Genomic DNA, 16,237 nt, shown 5'->3' with positions numbered 1-16,237 from the left:
ATCGCTGGGCCGGGGATCGGGTGGTTAGGGGGTGGCGGCGGCCATCAGGCCCAGTTCTGCGGAGGAGGACAGGAGGGGGTGGCGGGGGAGGACTCGCACGGTGTAGCCGACTGCGCCGGAGAGGGGGACGGGGGTTTCTATGGTGAAAATTTCTGTGCCGCTGCCGGTTCCGGTGTGGGGCATTTCGATGGCGGTGACGTCGGAGAGGTCGTCGGCGCCGGAGACTCGGCCCAGGACTGCCTGGACCACCACGTCTGCCGGGGAGAGGCCGTCGAGGTCTATGCGGGCTCGCAGCCACAGGTCGTTGCCGATCACGGGGGTGTCGGGGAGGCCGGCGCTGTCGACCTGGACGACTTTTACCTGGGGCCATGCCGTTTCCACTCGGCGGCGGTAGTCGGACAGTTCTCGGGCGCCGGCGAATTCGTCGGCGGAGATCTTCGCGTAGGCGGCTGCGGCGGGGCGGTAGTAGTCGACGGCGTAGTCGCGGACCATGCGGGAGGCCAGGACCTTCGGGCCGAGGGTTTGCAGGGTGTGGCGGACCATTTCCAGCCAGCGGGTCGGCAGGTCGTCGTGGTCGCGGTCGTAGAAGCGCGGGAGTACCGAGCGTTCCAGAAGGTCGTAGAGAGCGCCTGCCTCCAGGTCGTCGCGGCGGTGGTCGTCGTTGACGCCGTCGGCGGTGGGGATGGCCCAGCCGTTCTCGCCGTCGTACATCTCGTCCCACCAGCCGTCGCGGATGGACAGGTTGAGGGCGCCGTTGAGGGCTGCCTTCATGCCTGAGGTGCCGCAGGCTTCCAGGGGGCGCAGCGGGTTGTTCAGCCAGACATCGCAGCCCCAGTACAGGTAGCGGGCCATCGACATGTCGTAGTCGGGCAGGAACACGATGCGGTTGCGGACCGCGGGGTCGTCGGCGAATCGGACGACTTGCTGGATCAGCGCTTTGCCGCCGTCGTCGGCGGGGTGGCTCTTGCCGGCCACCACGAGTTGCACCGGGCGGTCCGGGTCCAGGAGCATGGCGCGCAGGCGTTCCGGGTCGCGCAGCATGAGGGTCAGGCGTTTGTAGGTCGGGACTCGGCGGGCGAAACCCACGGTGAGGACTCGGGGGTCGAAGGCCTCGTCGATCCAGCCCAGTTCGGCGGGGGCCGCGCCGCGCTCCAGCCAGGACACGCGCAGGCGGCGGCGGATCTCCTCGACCAGGGTGGCGCGCAGGTCGTTGCGTGTCGACCACAGTTCGCGCAGGTCGACGTCCTGCAACTGCTCCCAGCCGCGGGCTTCCTCGACCAGTTCGGGGCCGACGAATTGCCTTGCCTTGTCTATCCATTCGCGGGCGGCCCAGGTGGGGGCGTGCACGCCGTTGGTGACCGAGCCGATCGGCACCTCGGCCGAGTCGAAGCCCGGCCACAGGGCCGCGAACATCGCGCGGCTCACCTCGCCGTGCAGTTTGGACACGCCGTTGGCGCGCTGGGCCAGGCGCAGGCCGAGGTGGGCCATGTTGAACACCGAGGGGTCGGCCTCCCGGCCCAGGGCCAGGATGCGATCCACGGAAACGCCCGGCAGCAACGCGGATTCGCGTTCGCCGTGGGCGCCGCCGAAGTATCGGCGCACCAGCGCGGCGGCGAAGCGGTCGATGCCGGCGGGTACCGGCGTGTGTGTGGTGAACACGGTGCCGGCCCGCACCGCGGTCAGCGCGGCGTCGAAATCCATTCCGGTGGCCATGAATTCGCGGATGCGCTCGATGCCGAGGAAGCCCGCGTGGCCCTCGTTCATGTGGAACACGTCCGGGTCTGGCAGACCGTGTGCGCGGGTGTAGGCCCGCACCGCGCGGACGCCGCCTACTCCGGCCAGAATCTCCTGTTTGATCCGGTGGTCCTGGTCGCCGCCGTACAGCCGGTCGGTGACCGCGCGCAGTTCGGCGTCGTTCTCGGCGATGTCGGAATCCAGCAGCAGCAACGGGATTCGGCCCACCTGCGCGATCCACACCCGTGCGCGCAGCACCCGGCCCTCCGCCATCGGCACGTGCACCAGCACCGGCGCTCCCGATTCGGTGAGCAGCCGCAGCGGCAGGCCCTGCGGGTCGAGCGCGGGATAGTGCTCGACCTGCCAGCCGTCGGCGGTGAGCGACTGCCGGAAATAGCCGGAGCGGTACAACAATCCGATGCCGATAAGCGGCAGGCCCAGATCGGAGGCGGCCTTCAGATGGTCGCCGGCCAGGATGCCCAGGCCGCCGGAGTAGTTCGGCAACACCTCGGTGACACCGAATTCCATCGAGAAGTAGGCGATACAGCGCGGCCCGGACTCCTGGCGGCCGAACCAGCGCGGCCTGGTGAGATAGTCCTGCAGGTCGGCGGCCGCGGCATCGACGGCCCGCGTGTACGCCTCGTCGGCGGCCAGCTCGTCCAGCCGGGCGGCGGGCACCTCGCCGAGCATGCGCACCGGATCGTGACCGACCTGTGGCCACAGCTCCCGATCGAGCTCCGCGAACAGGTCCTGGGTGGGTGAATGCCACGACCAACGAAGGTTGGTGGCGAGCTCGGCCAGCGCCGCCAAGCGTTCGGGCAGATGGGCGCGGACGGTGAACCTACGCAGAGCCTTCATCGGCCAAACCCTACACGTCAGTGCAGGTACGCGCTGGTTCAGCGGCCGGTCACAGACCTTTTCGACACCCGCACACGATCAACATCCCCGGACCCCCGCCGCGAGATTCCGGCGGCTCTGCCACACTCGCAGGAGGGCCCCGATCGGCGCCCCGCGACGACACCGACAGCGGATACGGAGACACGCGGCAGACCGCAGAGGATGGAGGCAGTCATGACCACATGGACCACCGACGAACTCACCCGCCTCGGCCACGAGGACGAGATCGAGATCTCCTCACGGCGTCGCGACGGCTCGCTGAGCAGCCCCCGCGTCATCTGGGCCGTCCGCGACGGCGACGCGGTCTACGTCCGCTCGGTCAACGGACCGACCGCGACCTGGTACCGCGGCACCCGCCGAAATCACGAAGGCCACGTCAGCACCGACGGCGTCGAGCGCGACGTGACCTTCGTGGACGCCGGCTCGGACGTCAACGACCGGATCGACGCCGCCTACCGCAGCAAATACCATCGCTACGCGGCAAACATCATCGACTCCATCACCGGCCCCCAAGCCGCAGCAACCACCATGCAACTGGTCCCGCATTAGAGTGTTCGCCAACCGGCACCGGGTTCCCAGCCCGGGCCGGCGGTTCGCGGCCCGTCCCGACTCGCCCTCCCTCGTCACCCCCCACGTTGATGTTCTCGGCCCGTCTCGATTCTGGACCGACGGAGCGGGGGAGCGAAGCGGAGGAGCGGAGGAGGGAAGAATCGAGACTCAGGGGCCGAGAACCCGCCGCAGCGAAGCGAAGGCCGAAACTACAGTGTGCGGCCGAACAGGGCGATCAACTCGGTCCAGTGCCGTTCCGCGCCTTCCTTGTTGTAGACGGAGGTGTCGGGCATCGTGTAGCCGTGCGAGGCGCCCGCGTAGACCTCGGAGCGGTGGCGGACACCGGCTTCGTCCAGCGCCTTGCTCAGGCGGTCGATCTGCTCGGGGGGCATCGACTGGTCGTTGTCGGCGTGGCCGAAGTACAGTTCCGCGGTCACGCGGTCGGCGACCAGGTGCGGGCTGTTCTCGTCGTCGGTGGCCAGGCGGCCGCCGTGGAAGCCGGCCGCGGCGGCGACGCGGTCCGGGTAGGTGCCGGCGGTGAGCAGGGCCAGGCGGGCGCCCATGCAGTAGCCGTTCAGGCCGACGGGACCGGCGGCGACGCGGGAATCGTTCTCCAGCCAGCGCAGGTAGGCGCCCGCGTCCGACATCGCGAGTTCGGTGGTCAGCGATTGCATGATCGGGCCGATCTTCGAGAACGTGCCCGCGCGATCGCCGTGGTCGATGAAGTCCGGGAGCTCCACCACAGGAGCCCGGCCGTGCCGGTAGAACACGTTCGGGACCAGCACGGTGTAGCCGGCGGCGGCGAGCCGGTCCGCCATCTCACGGATGGCCGGGCGCAGGCCGAAGGCGTCGACGAAGAACAGCACGGCGGGATGCGGCGCACCGTCGTCGGGGTGGGCCAGGTATGCGTCCGCGATCCCGTCGGGAGTCTCGATGTCGACCGAAATCCCTTGTACAGCCGTCATAGTGGAAAACCTCCTTGCGGTCACCGGGTTCGGCCACCGAACCGGGGCAACCGTTCCGTCTCAGTGTGAGCGAGGCAACCCTCGCACATCCACCCGCACCGAAACCTGGCAGCATCACCCTCGACATCCGTTCGTGTCCGAATTCTCGGTAGGGTTGTACAGTGACCGGTCGCATCGCCATCGATGACACCTCCCCCAGCATTCCCGGCGGCTATCCGGCGAAAGCGGTGGTGGGTGAGATCTTTCCCGTCCGGACCGTCGTCTGGCGCGAAGGGCACGACGCGGTGTCCGCCAACCTGGCCGTACGCGGCCCCGACGGTGGACGCATCCAGCGCATCCGGATGACCCCGGATTACGAGCCCGATGTGTTCAACGCCACCTTCACACCCGATCGCCCCGGACTGTGGACGTTCCGCGTCGAGGGCTGGAGCGATCCGCTGGCCACCTGGCGGTCGGCGGTGGAGGCCAAGCTGGCCGTCGGCCAGAACGCCGCGGATCTGGACAACGACCTGGAACTGGGTGCCCGGCTGCTGGAGCGCGCCGCCCAGGCAGCGCCGAAACAGCAGTGGCAGCGGCTGCGTGCCGCCGCCGCGGCGCTGCGCGGCGACGCCCAGTTGCCCGCCCGGGTGGCGCCGGCGTTCAGCGCCGAGGTGGCCGAGATCCTGCGCGATCGACCGGTGCGGGAGATGGTCACCCGTGGCAGGCAGCACACCGTGCTGGTGCAGCGCCGGCGTGCCCTCTACGGCGCCTGGTACGAGTTCTTCCCCCGTTCCACCGGCGGCTGGGACGCGGCCGGAAATCCGGTGCACGGCAGCTTCGTCACCGCCGCCAAGGAACTGCCGCGCATCGCGGCCATGGGCTTCGACGTCGTGTACCTGCCGCCGATCCACCCGATCGGCGAGGTGAATCGCAAGGGCCCCAACAACTCCCTGACCGCCGCACCCGGCGATCCGGGCTCGCCCTGGGCGATCGGCTCGGCCCGCGGCGGCCACGACGCCATCCACCCGGCGCTGGGCGACGAGGAAGATTTCGTCGAATTCGTCGGCAGCGCAAGGCAACTCGGCCTCGAAGTGGCGCTCGACCTGGCGTTGCAGTGCGCCCCCGACCACCCCTGGGTGACCAGCCATCCGGAATGGTTCACCACCCTGCCCGACGGCACCATCGCCTACGCCGAGAACCCGCCGAAGAAGTACCAGGACATCTACCCGCTCAACTTCGACATCGATCCCGACGGGCTCTACGCCGAGGTGCTGCGCGTGGTGCGGCACTGGATCACGTTGGGCGTCACCATCTTCCGCGTCGACAACCCACACACCAAGCCCGCCGACTTCTGGGAGTGGCTGATCGACGAGGTGCGCCGCATCGACCCGGACGTACTGTTCCTGTCGGAGGCGTTCACCCGCCCGGCCCGGCTCTACGGTCTGGCCCGGCGCGGATTCGCGCAGTCCTACACGTATTTCACCTGGCGCACCGGCAGGCACGAACTCGCCGAGTTCGGCAGGGAACTGGCCGCCAAGGCCGACGAGGCGCGCCCGAACCTGTTCGTCAATACCCCGGACATCCTGCACGAGAGCCTGCAACACGGCGGTCCCGGCATGTTCGCCATCCGCGCCGTACTCGCCGCGACGCTCGCCCCCAGCTGGGGTGTCTACTCCGGCTTCGAACTCTTCGAGCACCAGGCGGTGCGCCCCGGCAGCGAGGAGTACCTGGACTCCGAGAAGTACCAGCTGCGCCCCCGCCGCTTCACCGAGGCCGCCGCGCACGGCGAATCGCTGGAACCGTGGCTGACCCGTCTCAACGAGATCCGCCGCGCCCACCCGGCGCTGCAACAGTTGCGCTGCATCGCCTTCCACGAGACCGGCAACGACGCGCTGCTGGCCTATTCGAAGGTGTGCCCGGCCAGTGGCGACGCCGTCCTGGTGGTGGTGAACCTCAACCCGTACGGCACCGAGGAGGGCATGGTCTCGCTGGACCTGCCCGCGATCGGCCGGGAGTGGCACGACCATCCGGTGGTCCACGACGAGGTCACCGGCGAGGAATACCACTGGGCCCAAAGCAATTACGTTCGCCTCGACCCGGCGCACGCCGTCTCCCACATCTTCGCCCTGCCGCCGGTCCCGGCGGCGGCCCGCGCCGGACTGTCCTACCGCCGCACCTTCTGAAAGGGGTGCGGAATACGGCTCGACCGGTTGAACGGCGATCTTGTGGGTAAGTTGGGGGACATCACTGCCGTCGGCGGGCCGAACCGGAGGGAGCGCGGATGAATCGCCGCGATCTGATGTTGCTTGCGGCCGGAACCCATGCGGACCCGCACACCGTACTGGGGGCGCATCCGCACCCCGAGGGCACCGTGGTGCGCGCGCTGCGGCCGCACGCCGACAGCGTGTCCGCGCAGGTAGGGGCCGAGGAATATCCGCTGAAGCACGTGGCACACGGCGTGTTCGAGGGCGTGGTGCCGTTCGCCGAGCTGTGGGACTACCGCCTGCTGGTCTCCTATCCGGGTGGGCAGACCGTGCTCGATGCCGACGGGTACCGGTTCCTGCCGACCATCGGCGACCTCGATCTGCACCTGATCGGCGAGGGCCGGCACGAACGGCTGTGGGACGTGCTGGGCGCGCACGCGCGGCGCTACACCACCCTCGACGGTGAGGTGACGGGCACCTCCTTCGCCGTGTGGGCGCCCAACGCGCGCGGTGTGGCCGTCATCGGCGACTTCGACGGCTGGAGCGGGCAGAGCGCCCCGCTGCGCAAGCTGGGCGGATCCGGGATCTGGGAGGTGTTCGTGCCGGGCGTCGGACCCGGTACGAAGTACAAGTACCGCATCCACGGCGCCGACGGCCGCACGGCCGACCACGCCGACCCGTTCGCCTTCGCCACCGAGACACCTCCGGCCACGGCCTCGATGGTCACCGAGAGCCACCACGAGTGGCGCGACCACGACTGGCTGGCCACCCGCGCGCAGACCGACCCCACCCGCGCCCCGATGAGCATCTACGAGGTGCACCTCGGCTCGTGGCGGCCCGGCCTCGGCTACCGGGAGTTGGCCGATCAGCTCGCCGACTACCTGCTCGACCACGGGTACACGCACGTCGAACTGCTGCCGGTCGCCGAGCATCCCTTCGGTGGTTCCTGGGGTTACCAGGTCACCTCCTACTACGCGCCCACCGCTCGCTTCGGCAGCCCGGACGACTTCCGCGCCCTCGTCGACCGGCTGCACGCCGCCGGTATCGGGGTCATCCTGGACTGGGTGCCCGCGCACTTCCCGCGCGACGAATGGGCCCTGGCCCGCTTCGACGGCACCCCGCTGTACGAGCACGCCGATCCCCGTCGCGGCGAGCAATTGGATTGGGGCACTTTCGTTTTCGACTTCGGCCGGTTCGAGGTGCGCAACTTCCTGGTCGCCAACGCGCTGTACTGGATCGACGAGTTCCACATCGACGGCCTGCGGGTCGACGCGGTCGCCTCCATGCTCTACCTGGACTACTCCCGCCCGGCCGGCGGCTGGGAACCCAACGTGCACGGCGGCCGCGAGAATCTGGAGGCCGTCGCATTCCTCCAGGAGATGAACGCGACCGTGCACAAACACCATCCGGGTGTGGTCACCATCGCCGAGGAGTCCACCAGCTGGCCCGGCGTCACCCGGCCCACCGAGGTCGGCGGGCTTGGTTTCACCATGAAGTGGAACATGGGCTGGATGCACGACACCCTCGGCTATCTCGGCCGCGACCAGGTGCATCGCAGCTGGCACCACAACGAGATCACCTTCTCCGCCGTCTACGCGTGGAGTGAGAACTTCGTGCTGCCGATCAGTCACGACGAGGTCGTGCACGGCAAGGGCACGCTGTGGACCCGGATGCCCGGCGACGATTTCGCCAAGGCTTGCGGGGTGCGCACGCTGCTCGCCTACATGTGGGCGCATCCGGGCAAGCAGTTGCTGTTCATGGGCCAGGAGTTCGGGCAGTTCCGGGAGTGGTCACACGACCGGGGGCTGGACTGGGAGGAACTGGGCAATCCACTGCACCAGGGGATTCTTACGCTGGTCGGTGATTTGAACGCCACTTATCGGGCGCACTCGGCGCTGTGGTCGCAGGATTCCTCGCCTGGCGGTTATTCCTGGATCGAGGCCGACGATCGGGGCAACAACACGCTGGCCTTCCTCCGGCACGGTAGTGACGGCTCGGCCGTCGCGTGTGTGTTCAACTTCTCCGGGTCCGAACATCGCGACTATCGGATCGGGCTGCCCAGCGCCGGGCGCTGGCGGGAGATTCTGAACACCGACGCCTACGCTTATGCGGGTAGTGGCACGGGGAATCTGGGGGGAGTGGAGGCGACCGGGCAGCACTGGCACGGGCGGCCGGCTTCCGCCGCGATCACGCTGGCGGCCAACAGCGCCGTCTGGCTTGCGCCGGAGTGACCGCGGTCAGCTGTCAGAACTGCCAGGGGGGCGGGAGATCCGGGACCACACAGCTGTAGGTGCGCTGCTCGGTGATCGGCCGGCCGTGCAGAGTTCCGGTGGCGCGCAATGAGACCGGGTTGTAGCGGATACACCGGACCTCTGGGCTCTCCTCCGGGAGGGTGAGATCGGCGGTGGCCTCCAGATACCGGCAGGCGGCATCTATGTCGGGGTGTGAGCCGATATCCGGGTCACAGCTCAGTGTCACCGTCCGCAGCGGTTGATCGGCTGCGTCCCGGGTGAAGGTGAGCTGAGTGGGGCCGTCTTGCGCCATCGCTTGCGCCGCCGGCGTGAAGATCAACGCTGTCGCCGCCACGCATCCGAGCCAGCCTGCTGTCGAGATTTTCCGCACGGCCCCCGCCTTCCTGTACTGGGTCTTGCCGGATTACTTGCTCGTGGGCGTTCACTTGGTGACGTTCTTGCTCGAGCTCACCCGGTTCTGCACTTTCCTGGGGCACTGTTCGGGGCGATTCTTGGACAGTGCCATCGTGGAACCAGCCTGCCAGAGACTTCACCGGGTGCCTACGACCGAATCATGGATGTGTGGGTTGAACCTTGGAATCGGGTCGTGCGGGATGGTGGGTGTGGCTGCTGTGTGCGCACGGGGGCTGTGTCTGAAATCACTCGGGGGGTGCAGCAGGGCTTTGCCGAGCGCTAACCGGTGCTCCGGAGCACACTGAAGGGGGGTGCGGGTACTGAGGGTTTGCCTTCTTGGGGGTGACCGGCTGTATTTTTGGCCTCCGCTTCGCTCCGGCGGGTTCTCGGCCCCTCAGTCTCGATTCTTCCCTCCTCCGCTCCTCCGCTTCGCTCCCCCGCTCCGTCAGTCCAGAATCGAGACGGGCCGAGAACATTAACGTTGGGCCGTTTTCCGCAACCGCCCTGGGCGCAGGGCAGGGTTCGGCAATCGCGCTGGGGGTCGGGGCTTGTCGGGCCTGTGGGGGGTGGCCGCGTTGGAGAGTGGGGCGTGAAACGGCGGCGAGTCGGGGTGAGCCTGCGGAACGGTGACCGTTGGTTAGGGTGGGCCGGGCAACGAACCCGGGGTGTCTGGCCTGCTTGTCGGTGACCGTGGCACGGGGTGAGCCGGGTGGTGGGCCTGTTTTTTTGAGGAGACCGTGGCCGAAGGTGGGCGGGCGACGAACTGGATGCCGGGCCTGCGTGTTGGTGGCACAGGGGTGGGGAGGTGGGGAGCTTGTGGGCGGGTGGGTTGTTGGGCGTCCGGTCAGCGGGGGGCGCTGGCCGGACGGCCTGGGGGCTAGTACAGGGCTGACGCGAGGCGGCGGCGGGCGGCTACTACTACGGGCTCGCCGGTGTCGAAGAGTTCGAACAGCTCTACCAGCCTGGTGCGGACACGGTTGCGGTCGTCGCCGGCGCTGCGCTTGATCAGGGCGATGAGGCGGTCGAATGCCTCTTCGGGGAGTTGGTTGAACAGTTCCATGTCGGCGGCGGCGAAGGCTGCGTCGATGTCGGTGGGGGCGGCGTCGGAGCGGGCTATCGCGTCGTCGGGCAGGCCTTGGGCGCGGTCGAAGAAACGGACCTGGCGGAGGGCGGCGGTGGCGTCCACGTTGCCGGGCTCCTCGGCCAGGATCTTCTCGTAGGCGGCCTCGGCGCCGGCGATGTCACCGCGCTCCAGCGCCTCCTCGGCGGCTACGAAGCGCGGATCCTCGGGCGCCTCTTCCTGTTCCGGCGGCGCTTCGCCGTCGACACCGGGCAGGCGGCCGCGTACTGCCTCGATCACCGCGGCGAGCCATTGCTTCACCTGGGGTTCCGGTTGCGCGCCTTGGAAATCCGCCAGCGGCTGACCGGCCGCGACGGCGATGACGGTCGGGATGCCCTGCACTCCGAACGCCTGCGCGATACGCATATTGGCCTCGGCCTCCACCGCGGCCAGATCCCAGCTGTCGTCGCCCTCGGCGACCAGCCGCTCGAACAGCTTCACCAGTTCCACGCTGCCCGGACTGCGCTGGGAGTACAGAACGACGACCACCGGCACCTGCAGCGAACGCCGCAGCACCTTGGTCTCGAAATCGGCCTCGGTGACCGCGTGCCCACTCGGCACATCCGTGGCGGCGGGCTGCTTCAGAGCAGACAGATCCACCGCACCGGACATGGCAGCGGCAACGGCGGGCGAGGGACGACGTGCAGCAGGTCGAGTCACGACTTCCAGTGTGTCACGCCGGTGCGACGGTAGGCGCCGGGGCTTGGCTCAATTCGCCCAACTGCCCACTGCGGATGGCCCAGCGCTCGAACCAGATCGAGGTGAACGGCACCACCGACGACAACAGACCGAGCAGCACGGTCTTGCCCGGCCACTCGAACTCCCGCCAGGCCATCAGCAGGCTCACCGCGTAGACCAGGAAGATGACGCCGTGCAGCATCCCGAACACCATCACCGGCCAGGTGATCGGATCCGGCAGCCGCTTCAGCACCGACCCCGTCAGCAGCAGCGCCCAGGACGGCGCCTCCAGCAGACCGAACAGCCGCACCCGCTTCGCGACGGTGCTCACATCGAAGAATTCACCCATGGCCTCCATTCTGCCCAATGGCTACGACGGTCTGTCGTTGACCTGTGTCACACGGGTGGGCAGACGACAGCACCCCGTCCGGTGTCCGCGCGAGGCGGACCGGACGGGGTGCTGTCCGGAGTTGCGGGCCTACGGCACCCGGATGATCAGGGCGTCACCCTGGCCGCCACCGCCGCAGAGGGCCGCGGCGCCGACGCCGCCGCCGCGGCGCTTCAGCTCCAGGGCCAGGTGCAGCACGATCCGGGCGCCGGACATGCCCAGCGGGTGCCCGATCGCGATGGCGCCACCGTTGACGTTGACCTTGTCGCTGGAGATGCCCAGCTTGCGAGCCGACGCGACACCGACGGCGGCGAAGGCCTCGTTGATCTCGACGACATCCAGATCGGCGGGCGAGATGCCCTCGCGCGCACAGGCTTTCACGATGGCGTTGGCCGGCTGATCCTGGAGGGTGGAGTCCGGACCGGCCACCGCGCCCGAGGCGCCGATCTCGGCGATCCAGCTCAGGCCCAGCTCCTGCGCCTTCTCCTTGCTCATCACGACCACCGCGGCGGCGCCGTCGGAGATCTGCGAGGCCGAGCCGGCGGTGACGGTGCCGTCCTTCCGGAACGCCGGGCGCAGCTTGCCCAGCGATTCCACCGTGGTGTCGGCGCGCACACCTTCGTCGGCGGTGAACGGGATCGGGTCGCCCTTGCGCTGCGGCACCGCCACCGGCACCACCTCGTCGTCGAAGACGCCGTTCTTCCACGCGGCCGCGGCGCGCTGGTGCGAGGCGGCGGCGAACGCGTCCTGGTCCTCGCGGGCGATCTTGTCCAGATCGTTACGTTCCTCGGTGAGCAGGCCCATCGCCTGGTCGGTGAGCACGTCGTGCAGACCGTCGTAGTTCATGTGGTCGTGCAGGGTGAGGTCACCCAGCTTGACCCCCTCGCGGCCCTTGAGCAGCAGGTGCGGGGCGCGGGACATCGACTCCTGGCCACCGGCCACCACGATCTCGAACTCACCGGCCCGGATCAGCTGATCGGCCAGAGAGATGGCGTTGATACCGGACAGGCACACCTTGTTCGGGCTGATGGCGGGCACGCTCATGGGAATGCCGGCGGCCACGGCGGCCTGGCGGGCGGGCAGCTGGCCGGTGCCGGCCTGCAACACCTGACCCATGATCACGTAGTCGACCTGGTCGGGGCGCACGCCGGCCTTCTCGAGAGCGGCCTTGATGGCGATACCGCCCAGCGCGGAGCCGCTGAAATCCTTCAGGCCACCGAGCAGTTTGCCGACCGGGGTCCGGGCGCCGGAGACGATGACTGTTGTGGTCACGAGGGGCCTCGCTTCGTTGTTCCGAGTAGAGCTGGTGACGGAAACGTCGTTTTCACGGTAACCCGGCCGATCGATCGTGCTCTACGCAGGTGGAGTTACCGTCGTAAGGGTGAGCACCACAGATTCTTCCGCCACCAGCCCGTTCATCCCGGCCGACTACGTGATCGCCGTCGACCACATCGGCATCGCCGTGCCGGATCTCGACACCGCCGTCGCGTGGTACAGCGACAACCTCGGCATGGTCGAAACCCACCGCGAGGTCAACGAGACCCAGGGCGTGCACGAGGCGATGCTGTCGTTGCCGGGCGCCGGCGACGACTCGACTGCTGTGCAGTTGCTGGCACCGTTGAACGAGAACTCCACCATCGCCAAGTTCATCGACCGCAACGGCCCGGGTATCCAGCAATTCGCCTATCGCGTCACGGATGTGGAGGCGGTAGCAACCTATCTGCGCAGTCGCGGCCTGCGGTTGCTGTACGACGCCCCGAAGGGTGGAACCGCCGGAGCGCGCATCAACTTCTTACACCCGAAGGATGCTGGCGGTGTGCTCATCGAGCTCATCGAACCGGCGACCGATCCTACTCACTAGTACCCCAGGTCCGACCGCGGAAACTTGTCGTAACGACATTCGCGGTCGGGTCACCATGGCCGGTCGGCAGGCTGTAGTTTGTTCGGCATGTCGTCCACTGAGCCCGATCGCAACCGCTTCGTCGCGTTGCCCTTTACCGTTGTTCGTAAAGGGTACGACCGCGACGAAGTGCGCAATTACTTCGACCGATTCGACGCAGAACTCCGGGTTACCGCCACCGATCGCGATGCCGCCGCCGCGCAGGCTCGCAACCTGGCCGCCCAACTGGAGGATGCGCGCGACGAAATCGACGAGCTGCGCAAGGAGGTCGATCGTCTGTCCGTGCCGCCGACCACGGCGGAGGGCATGAGCGATCGCATCTCGCGCATGCTGCGCCTGGCCTCCGACGAGGCCTCCGAGGTCCGCGCCCAGGCGCAGGCCGAGGCCGCCGAGATGATCTCGATCGCGGAGCAGCAGGCCACCGAGATGCGGGGCAAGTACGAGTCGCTGCTCTCGGAGACCAAGGAGAAGCGCGAGGCGCTCGAGGTCGAGTTCGAGCAGACCCTGGCCAACGCGCGCACCGAGTCGACCAAGATCAACGAGGCCGCGCTGGCCGAGGCCGACCGGATCACCAAGGAGGCCGAGGCCAAGCGCAAGGCCGCGCAGCAGGACTTCGAGGTCACCATGGCCGAGCGTCGCACCAAGCTGACGCGCGCCATGGAGGAGCTCGAGGCCTCCAGCCGCTCCGATGCCGCGCAGCGCATCAAGGAAGCGACCGACGAGTCCAACCGCCTCGTCTCCACTGCCACCCAGCAGGCCGATCGCAAGATCGCGCACGCCAAGGAACTGGCGGAGGAGATGCGGGTGCTGCGTGGTCGCGTCCTGGCGCAGCTGCTGGGCATCCGCGGCCAGCTCGACTCGGTGCCGGCCATGCTCGCCGCCGTCAACCGGGAGAGCGAGCTGCTCGACGGGTCCCCCGAGCCGCGCTCGCTGGGTGCCAGTTCCCCCAAGCCCGCTCAGGGCCGTCAGCAGAAGGCGATTCCCGAGGCCGCGGCCGACGAGGACGACATCCTCGACGACCACCGCGAGAACGCCGAGATCTCGGGCTAGCAGAACCCGAACACCGCCGGGCGACACGATTGACCGACCGCGGTGCAGGCCGTCCTCCGGGGCGGCCTGCACCAGCGTGTCCGAGAGTCTCTAGGACCAGCGCCGGGTGATCGTGCGAGTCTGCCGACCGCGCCAGCATCCGGTGTGCCAATGTCGGCGATCGTCCTCGCCGCCGTATTTCGCCCATGCCACGATGTGTGCGGTCCCGGGCGGAATCTCGTGATCACATCCCGGGCAGCGGTACATCTTCACCGCGCGGGCGCCCGGTACCGTACGGACCACGTAGTCCTCGCCGTTCGGCCCCGCTTCGGTCTGCCCGAACACGTCACCCATCGGCCGCGGTTGCGCGGAGAGACGCCCCGAGGGCTGCTGGGGGCGCGGTTTCCGGCGAGGCATAATTCCGAGCTTAGAACAGCAGGAAATCGGTGCTCTGCATGCCGCGGAGCGCATCGTAATCCAGGGTCAGGCAGCGGATCCCGCGGTCCTCGGCGAGGGTGCGAGCCTGCGGCTTGATCAGCTGGGCCGCGAACACACCCGAGACCGGGGCCAGCAGCGGGTCGCGGTTGAGCAGCTCCAGGTAGCGGGTCAACTGCTCGACGCCGTCGATCTCCCCGCGCCGCTTGATCTCCACCGCCACCGTCCGGCCGCCGTCGTCGCGGCACAGGATGTCCACGGGCCCGATCGCGGTCATGTACTCGCGGGAGATGAGTTCGTAGCCGGCGCCGAGGGTCTCGATGTGCTCGGCCAGCAACACCTGAAGGTGTGCCTCCACACCGTCCTTCTGGAGGCCCGGATCGACGCCGAGTTCGAATGCCGAATCGTGTTCGATGTTCTCGATGGTGATCTGCAACTGCTCACCACCCTTGTTGGTGACGATCCATCGAGTGGCCGGCTTTCCGTCACCGTCGGTGTCGGATTCCTCCTTCAGCCAGCACGGCGGACTCATCCAGTTCAGCGGTTTGTAGGAACCGCCGTCGGAATGAATGAGAACCGAACCGTCGGCTTTGATCATGATCAAACGTCGGGCCATCGGCAGATGAGCTGTCAGCCGTCCGGCATAGTCGACCTGGCACGTAGCGATGACTAAACGCACGCGTGAAACTCTAGGCCAATGAACGATGAAATTGATATCCGGCTGGCCATTTTCATCCGACCAGAAGTAGATATCCGAGAAGTGCCCCGGTGCCGAGCAGGCCGGATTCCGGCCAGGTGAGCCGACGCAATCCGTCGGCGCGGCCGCTGCGGATCGCCCAGCAGCCCGCGGCCAGTCCGATGGCCACGGCGAGCAGATGGCCCACATTGGTGAAGGTCCGTCCCATCACCACCCCGGCGACGGCCACAGCGAGCCAGCAGATGGCCCAGGTCGGCCTCCAGCGAGACGGGAGCAGCGCGATGAAGGCTCCGATGAGGGCCATGGCGCCGTAGCTGATACCGACGTCCTCGGCCTGGCTGATGCTCCACGGCAACCACTCGGCTTCGACCGCCACCCAGAGCCCGAGCGCCACCAGCAGAGTGGCGCCGATATGACCCGCGACGAAGATCCGGAGCAGCCGGCGGGAGCCGAACCGTAGTTCGGCCAGGGCGAGCACACAGACCAGCAGCGGGATGATCATCAGCGCGGCATTGCTGTCGCCGATGACGAACGCGCTCGACAGCAACGTCCCGATGTGGCCGCGGAGGAGATTGTGCAGGTTGGTGCTGGCATGCAGGACCACGCGGGACTGATCGTCGTCGCTGAGCTCGGACACCAGCACGGTGACGGCCACCAGCAGGGCCGCGTAGGTATAGGTGACAGGGAGTACGAACCGTCGCCAGCGGGGCCGGGTCACCGCACCGCTCTCGATCACTGCTCGCTGCGCCGGTGCTTCTTCGAGCACGACCATGAGCCCTCCTTCCCCATCAACCGGCAACCGAGCGCCGGACCTACATCTCCATGATCCACAAAACGGCTACCGAGGGGCTGGTTGTTCCTCGAGAGGACTCTGAGAAGTGCGCGGACTGCCAGGTCACCTACCGGGTGTGGGTGAGACATACCACTGCCGGCGCAGCCGAAACGGGCCCGGCCGGACCTCCTGGTGAAACGAGACAGGATGCCGGGGGCGATCCGGATCTCCTGGTGAAACGAGAA

14 protein-coding genes are annotated in these 16,237 nt (G+C 68.1%); 5 read left to right on the top strand and 9 right to left on the bottom strand.

Features of this window, described 5'->3' with window-relative positions:
- Positions 1 to 24: 24 nt before the first annotated feature.
- On the bottom strand, positions 25 to 2,592 hold the full coding sequence (gene glgP / locus LBW94_RS06565; RefSeq protein ID WP_225057303.1) for an alpha-glucan family phosphorylase: 2,568 nt from the start codon (positions 2,590 to 2,592) through the stop codon (positions 25 to 27).
- Positions 2,593 to 2,805: 213 nt separating this feature from the next.
- Between glgP and LBW94_RS06560 the strand changes: the two genes are divergently transcribed.
- Positions 2,806 to 3,180, top strand: a complete 375-nt coding sequence (locus LBW94_RS06560; RefSeq protein WP_225057302.1) for a DUF2255 family protein — start codon at positions 2,806 to 2,808, stop codon at positions 3,178 to 3,180.
- 209 nt (positions 3,181 to 3,389) lie between these two features.
- Here the strand turns inward: LBW94_RS06560 and LBW94_RS06555 are convergent, their stop codons facing one another.
- Positions 3,390 to 4,145 carry a dienelactone hydrolase family protein gene (locus LBW94_RS06555; RefSeq protein ID WP_225057301.1) on the bottom strand — a complete coding sequence of 252 codons (756 nt, stop codon included), beginning with the start codon at positions 4,143 to 4,145 and terminating at the stop codon, positions 3,390 to 3,392.
- 161 nt (positions 4,146 to 4,306) lie between these two features.
- On the opposite strand from LBW94_RS06555, the gene LBW94_RS06550 reads away from it, so the two are divergent.
- Both LBW94_RS06550 and glgB read left to right on the top strand, forming a co-directional pair.
- Positions 4,307 to 6,307, top strand: a complete 2,001-nt coding sequence (locus LBW94_RS06550) for an alpha-1,4-glucan--maltose-1-phosphate maltosyltransferase (protein ID WP_225057300.1) — start codon at positions 4,307 to 4,309, stop codon at positions 6,305 to 6,307.
- 98 nt (positions 6,308 to 6,405) lie between these two features.
- Entirely contained in the window at positions 6,406 to 8,559 is a 2,154-nt protein-coding gene (glgB, locus tag LBW94_RS06545) for a 1,4-alpha-glucan branching protein GlgB (RefSeq protein ID WP_225057299.1), read from the top strand.
- Positions 8,560 to 8,572: 13 nt separating this feature from the next.
- On the opposite strand, the gene LBW94_RS06540 is transcribed toward glgB, so the two are convergent.
- From LBW94_RS06540 to LBW94_RS06525, 4 genes are all read right to left on the bottom strand, one after another.
- Positions 8,573 to 8,950 carry an SSI family serine proteinase inhibitor gene (locus tag LBW94_RS06540; RefSeq protein WP_225057298.1) on the bottom strand — a complete coding sequence of 126 codons (378 nt, stop codon included), beginning with the start codon at positions 8,948 to 8,950 and terminating at the stop codon, positions 8,573 to 8,575.
- Between the two features lie 900 nt (positions 8,951 to 9,850).
- Positions 9,851 to 10,705: a tetratricopeptide repeat protein gene (locus LBW94_RS06535; protein ID WP_225057489.1), complete on the bottom strand. Its 855-nt coding sequence runs from the start codon at positions 10,703 to 10,705 to the stop codon at positions 9,851 to 9,853.
- 61 nt (positions 10,706 to 10,766) lie between these two features.
- Complete coding sequence (locus tag LBW94_RS06530; protein ID WP_225057297.1) at positions 10,767 to 11,120, bottom strand: DUF3817 domain-containing protein; 354 nt, start codon at positions 11,118 to 11,120, stop codon at positions 10,767 to 10,769.
- A 129-nt stretch (positions 11,121 to 11,249) separates the two neighbouring features.
- Positions 11,250 to 12,431 (bottom strand): acetyl-CoA C-acetyltransferase, encoded by a 1,182-nt coding sequence (locus LBW94_RS06525; RefSeq protein ID WP_225057296.1) that lies wholly within the window; start codon positions 12,429 to 12,431, stop codon positions 11,250 to 11,252.
- Between the two features lie 109 nt (positions 12,432 to 12,540).
- Here LBW94_RS06525 and mce point away from each other — a divergent pair, with 109 nt between their 5' ends.
- Both mce and LBW94_RS06515 read left to right on the top strand, forming a co-directional pair.
- A complete protein-coding gene (gene mce, locus LBW94_RS06520) occupies positions 12,541 to 13,020 on the top strand; it encodes a methylmalonyl-CoA epimerase (RefSeq protein ID WP_225057295.1) in 480 nt (159 codons plus the stop codon).
- An 87-nt stretch (positions 13,021 to 13,107) separates the two neighbouring features.
- Positions 13,108 to 14,109 carry a hypothetical protein gene (locus LBW94_RS06515; RefSeq protein ID WP_225057294.1) on the top strand — a complete coding sequence of 334 codons (1,002 nt, stop codon included), beginning with the start codon at positions 13,108 to 13,110 and terminating at the stop codon, positions 14,107 to 14,109.
- Positions 14,110 to 14,199: 90 nt separating this feature from the next.
- Here LBW94_RS06515 and LBW94_RS06510 read toward each other — a convergent pair whose 3' ends face one another.
- Genes LBW94_RS06510 through LBW94_RS06500 form a run of 3 tightly spaced genes read right to left on the bottom strand, consistent with a single transcriptional unit; the run spans position 14,200 to position 15,992 of the window.
- Positions 14,200 to 14,505, bottom strand: a complete 306-nt coding sequence (locus LBW94_RS06510; protein ID WP_225057293.1) for an ATP/GTP-binding protein — start codon at positions 14,503 to 14,505, stop codon at positions 14,200 to 14,202.
- 10 nt (positions 14,506 to 14,515) lie between these two features.
- Positions 14,516 to 15,202 carry an endonuclease NucS gene (nucS, locus tag LBW94_RS06505; RefSeq protein ID WP_225057292.1) on the bottom strand — a complete coding sequence of 229 codons (687 nt, stop codon included), beginning with the start codon at positions 15,200 to 15,202 and terminating at the stop codon, positions 14,516 to 14,518.
- Positions 15,203 to 15,254: 52 nt separating this feature from the next.
- Positions 15,255 to 15,992: a rhomboid-like protein gene (locus LBW94_RS06500; RefSeq protein ID WP_225057291.1), complete on the bottom strand. Its 738-nt coding sequence runs from the start codon at positions 15,990 to 15,992 to the stop codon at positions 15,255 to 15,257.
- Between the last annotated feature and the right edge of the window lie 245 nt (positions 15,993 to 16,237).

This window comes from Nocardia sp. alder85J (assembly GCF_020176955.2).
GTDB lineage: Bacteria > Actinomycetota > Actinomycetes > Mycobacteriales > Mycobacteriaceae > Nocardia.
The sequence above is the reverse complement of the archived record's forward strand: the minus strand, read 5'-3'. Positions and strand labels throughout refer to the sequence as shown.

Coding starts and splice junctions, on each gene's coding strand:
- glgP (WP_225057303.1), bottom strand. CDS start 2,592: ATGAAGGCTCTGCGTAGGTTCACCGTCCGCGCCCATCTGCCCGAACGC.
- LBW94_RS06560 (WP_225057302.1), top strand. CDS start 2,806: ATGACCACATGGACCACCGACGAACTCACCCGCCTCGGCCACGAGGAC.
- LBW94_RS06555 (WP_225057301.1), bottom strand. CDS start 4,145: ATGACGGCTGTACAAGGGATTTCGGTCGACATCGAGACTCCCGACGGG.
- glgB (WP_225057299.1), top strand. CDS start 6,406: ATGAATCGCCGCGATCTGATGTTGCTTGCGGCCGGAACCCATGCGGAC.
- LBW94_RS06535 (WP_225057489.1), bottom strand. CDS start 10,705: ATGTCCGGTGCGGTGGATCTGTCTGCTCTGAAGCAGCCCGCCGCCACG.
- LBW94_RS06530 (WP_225057297.1), bottom strand. CDS start 11,120: ATGGGTGAATTCTTCGATGTGAGCACCGTCGCGAAGCGGGTGCGGCTG.
- LBW94_RS06515 (WP_225057294.1), top strand. CDS start 13,108: ATGTCGTCCACTGAGCCCGATCGCAACCGCTTCGTCGCGTTGCCCTTT.
- LBW94_RS06510 (WP_225057293.1), bottom strand. CDS start 14,505: ATGCCTCGCCGGAAACCGCGCCCCCAGCAGCCCTCGGGGCGTCTCTCC.
- LBW94_RS06500 (WP_225057291.1), bottom strand. CDS start 15,992: ATGGTCGTGCTCGAAGAAGCACCGGCGCAGCGAGCAGTGATCGAGAGC.